The 3,969-nt window shown below is 63.8% G+C and carries 4 protein-coding genes; 1 reads left to right on the top strand and 3 read right to left on the bottom strand.

All coding sequences use genetic code 11. The annotated features are described in order from the left end of the window. On the top strand, window positions 1-784 hold a 784-nt coding region (locus tag DBR22_RS00070), incomplete at its 5' end, for a DUF559 domain-containing protein (protein ID WP_108597209.1). A gap of 84 nt (window positions 785-868) precedes the next feature. Here the strand turns inward: DBR22_RS00070 and DBR22_RS00075 are convergent. The 3 genes from DBR22_RS00075 to DBR22_RS00085 all read right to left on the bottom strand — a co-directional run. Then, complete coding sequence (locus tag DBR22_RS00075) at window positions 869-1,954, bottom strand: inositol-3-phosphate synthase (RefSeq protein ID WP_108597210.1); 1,086 nt, start codon at window positions 1,952-1,954, stop codon at window positions 869-871. Between the two features lie 159 nt (window positions 1,955-2,113). Next, on the bottom strand, window positions 2,114-3,151 hold the full coding sequence (gene mgrA / locus DBR22_RS00080; RefSeq protein WP_108597211.1) for an L-glyceraldehyde 3-phosphate reductase: 1,038 nt from the start codon (window positions 3,149-3,151) through the stop codon (window positions 2,114-2,116). 93 nt (window positions 3,152-3,244) lie between these two features. Beyond that, a partial coding sequence (locus tag DBR22_RS00085) for a DUF3459 domain-containing protein (RefSeq protein WP_146187314.1) occupies window positions 3,245-3,969 on the bottom strand: 725 nt, incomplete at its 5' end.

A 3,969-nucleotide genomic window follows, 5' to 3' on the forward strand; every position in this document is an offset into this window, starting at 1 on the left:
GCCCAGGGGTTGGGATTTTGAGGTCCGGGAACTCGCCCGGGCTCTCTCCGCCGCTACCCCTGGCGCCTGGATCTCGCACGTAACTGCCGCCGTCGTGCTGGGACTCTGGTTGCCAACCTGGTTTCGCGACAGCCATGAACTCCATTTGAGCAAACCCCGGAACCTACCCCCGGTGCGGCGTCACGGGGTGGTCGGCCACACTGTGCTGGCTTTTGAAACGGAGATCATGACGCTGGATGGGATGCGGATTTCCACGCCCGCCAGGACCTGGCTCGACCTCGCAGGCCTGATCCCTCTGGAGGACCTGGTGGCTGTGGGCGACCAGCTCATCCGCCAGCCCCGGCCCGGACTGGAAGCCCGCGTGGAGCCGTGGTCAACACTTCCCCAGCTTCGCCACATGGTCAGCAAGCACCCAAAGCTCAAAGGAATCGTCAAGGCCAGGGAGGCAGCAGAGCTCCTCCGTCCCGGTGCAGATTCTGCGCCCGAAACCTTCCTGAGGCTGGCCTTGACCGCAGCCGGCCTGCCCGAGCCCGAGTTGCAGCTGCGGATAACGGACACTGACCAGAACTCGCCGGCCGCGGACTTGGGATATAGGGACGAGCGAATCGCCATCCAGTACGACGGCGGTCATCATCTCTCGCGAGAGCAGCAGTCACGTGACAATCGCCGCGACGAACACTTCAATGCTGCCGGCTGGAGATATTTCAAGTTCAATGGGGACGACCTCGCCCAGGACTTCCGACGCGCGGTCAACCAGGTCCGCCTGGCTCTCCGGTCCCCTTAAATGCCTGTTGCCCTATCAGTTGTGGTTCCTAAACCCGACGTTTGGGGACCACAACTGATAGAGCAACGAGGGAGGAAAAGGGGGTTAGCGCTCCAGGTCGCCGCGGATGAAGGCTTCGACCTTTTCACGGGCGAGGTCGTCGTTGAACTGCTCCGGCGGCGACTTCATGAAGTAGCTTGAGGCGGAGAGCAGCGGGCCGCCGATGCCGCGGTCCAGGCCGATCTTGGCGGCGCGGATGGCATCGATGATCACACCGGCGGAGTTGGGTGAGTCCCAGACCTCCAGCTTGTACTCGAGCGACACGGGCGCATCACCGAAGTTGCGGCCTTCGAGGCGGACGAAGGCCCACTTGCGGTCATCCAGCCACTGCACGTAGTCAGACGGGCCAATGTGGACGTCGCGGGGCGCAATCTCGGCCTCGACGTTGGAGGTGACAGCCTGGGTCTTGGAGATCTTCTTGGACTCGAGGCGGTCGCGCTCCAGCATGTTCTTGAAGTCCATGTTGCCGCCGACGTTCAGCTGGTACGTGCGGTCCAGGGTGACACCGCGGTCTTCGAAAAGCTTGGCCATGACGCGGTGCGTGATGGTGGCACCGATCTGGGACTTGATGTCGTCGCCTACGATCGGGACACCGGCGGCAGTGAACTTGTCGGCCCAGGTCTTGGTGCCGGCGAGGAACACGGGAAGCGCGTTGACGAAGGCCACGCCGGCGTCGATCGCTGCCTGGGCGTAGAACTCGGCGGCTTCCTGCGAGCCAACGGGCAGGTAGCAGACCATGACGTCGACCTTCGCTTCGCGGAGGGCGGCGACAACGTCAACGGGCTCTTCGGTGGACTGCTCGATGGTCTCGAGGTAGTACTTGCCGAGTCCGTCCAGGGTGTGGCCGCGCTGTACGGTGACACCGGTGGGCGGTACTTCGGCGATCTTGATGGTGTTGTTTTCGCTGGCGAGGATGGCATCTGCGAGGTCAACGCCGACCTTCTTGCCATCAACGTCGAACGCGGCAACGAACTGGACATCGTTGACGTGGTACTTGCCGAACTCCACGTGCATCAGGCCGGGGATCGTGGCCTGGGGATCGGCGTCACGGTAGTACTGCACACCCTGGACCAGCGAGGCGGCGCAGTTACCCACACCAACGATTGCAACACGAATCGGATTTGAAGACACGGAACTCCTTTGAAGACAACTTCAGCCATCCCGGCAAGGCGTACTGGAAAGTACGACGGCGGACGGCAGGCAGAGCGCCATTCGGCGCCTTTTCATCTTACCCAACTGCGCAGGGGCCGGGAATGTTCCCGGCCCCTGCGCCCTTGTGTGACTCGCTGGCTACTTCTGCTTCCAGAGGTTGATGTCCGATTCAACCGCGAATTCGTCGATGGCGTGCAGTTCCCCGGGCGTGAAGTCGAGGTTTTTGACAGCGGTCAGGGTGTCTTCCAGCTGACGCACGCTGGACGCGCCAACCAGTGCGGAGGTCACCGATGAGCCCTTGCTTTGCTCACGGAGAATCCAGGCTACGGCCATCTGAGCGAGGGTCTGTCCACGGCCTTCGGCAATCTTGTGGAGTCCGCGGACCCTTTCGAGGTTCTCGCCGGCGATCAGGCCTTCGTCCAGGGATTTGTTCTGGGCTGCCCGCGAATCGGACGGCACGCCATTGATGTAGCGGTCCGTGAGCATTCCCTGAGCCAGCGGGGAGAAGGCGATGGAGCCTGCGCCCACCTGGTCCAGGGCTTCGTAGAGGTTGGGCGTGCCGTTCTCGGTCCAGCGGTTCAGCATTGAATAGCTGGGCTGGTGGATCAGCAGCGGCGTACCCAGTTCCTTCAGGATCCGGGCCGCTTCCAGGGTCTGCTCGGGAGTGTAGGACGAGATGCCTGCGTAGAGTGCCCGGCCCGAACGCACGGCCTGGTCCAAGGCGCCCATGGTCTCTTCCATGGGGGTTTCCGGGTCCGGGCGGTGGCTGTAGAAGATGTCCACGTAGTCCAGGCCCATCCGCGCCAGCGACTGGTCCAGGCTGGCCAGCAGGTACTTGCGGGAGCCGAAGTTCCCGTACGGCCCTGGCCACATGTCGTAGCCGGCCTTGCTGGAGATGATGAGTTCGTCGCGGTATGGCCTGAAGTCGTCCTTGAAGTGGCGGCCGAAGTTGGTTTCTGCGGCGCCGTAGGGCGGGCCGTAGTTGTTGGCGAGGTCGAAGTGCGTGACGCCCAGATCGAAGGCGCGGCGCAGGATGGCCCGCTGTACTTCGAACGGCTTGTCGTCACCGAAGTTGTGCCACAGGCCAAGGGAAATGGCAGGGAGCTTCAGTCCGCTGCGGCCGACGCGGCGGTAGGGCATGGAGTCATAGCGGTTGTCCGCGGCTGAAAAAGTCATACGTTCCATCCTGCCAGCTGTGATGCAGCCAACACGGTCCTCACCCCGTGTTACGCCGCGGGCTGACAATCAGCCCGCGGCGTATGGACCCTTTCAGCGGGCGCTGATGACCGCTGCACTCCGCGGCGCCAGCGTCAGGGACGCCCCGTCAGCGGGCTCAACATCCTCGGTGGAGAGCAGCACCGCTCCCCCGGCATTGCCGAAAACGGCCTTCCCAACGGAGAAGTTCAGCAGCACCTCCACCGATCCGCGCCGGAACCGCAGCCAGCCGGCGTCGTCGTCGAACGTTACATCAGTGTCCGCAAATCCGAGGCCCGCCAAGTCCGGGTAGGTGCGCCGCAAAGCGGTCAATGAGCGGTACAGCGACAGGAGCCGGGCGTGGTCACCGGTGGTGGACTCGTCCCAGTTCAGTTTGGAGCGCCGGAAGGTTTCCGGGTCCTGCGGATCGGGGACGACGGCGGGATCCCACCCCATCCGTTCGAACTCGCGGATCCTGCCCTCCGCCGTCGCCTTGCCCAGCTCGGGTTCCGGGTGCGAGGTGAAGAACTGCCACGGTGTGGAGGCACCGAATTCCTCACCCATGAACAGCATGGGCGTGAACGGCGATGTCAGGGTCAGCACGGCGGTGACAGCCAGCGGGCCGTACGGCAGGGACTGCGAGAGCCTGTCACCGATGGCGCGGTTGCCGATCTGGTCGTGGTTCTGGCTGCACACCACCAGGGCCTCGGGGTGGACCAGCGAGGTGTTGATGGGCCGGCCGTGGTGGCGCCCGCGGAAGCTGGAGTAGCTGCCGTCATGCAGGAAGCCGTCTTTGAGGA

Origin of the sequence: Arthrobacter sp. HMWF013, assembly GCF_003061105.1 — a bacterium.
Lineage (GTDB): Bacteria > Actinomycetota > Actinomycetes > Actinomycetales > Micrococcaceae > Arthrobacter.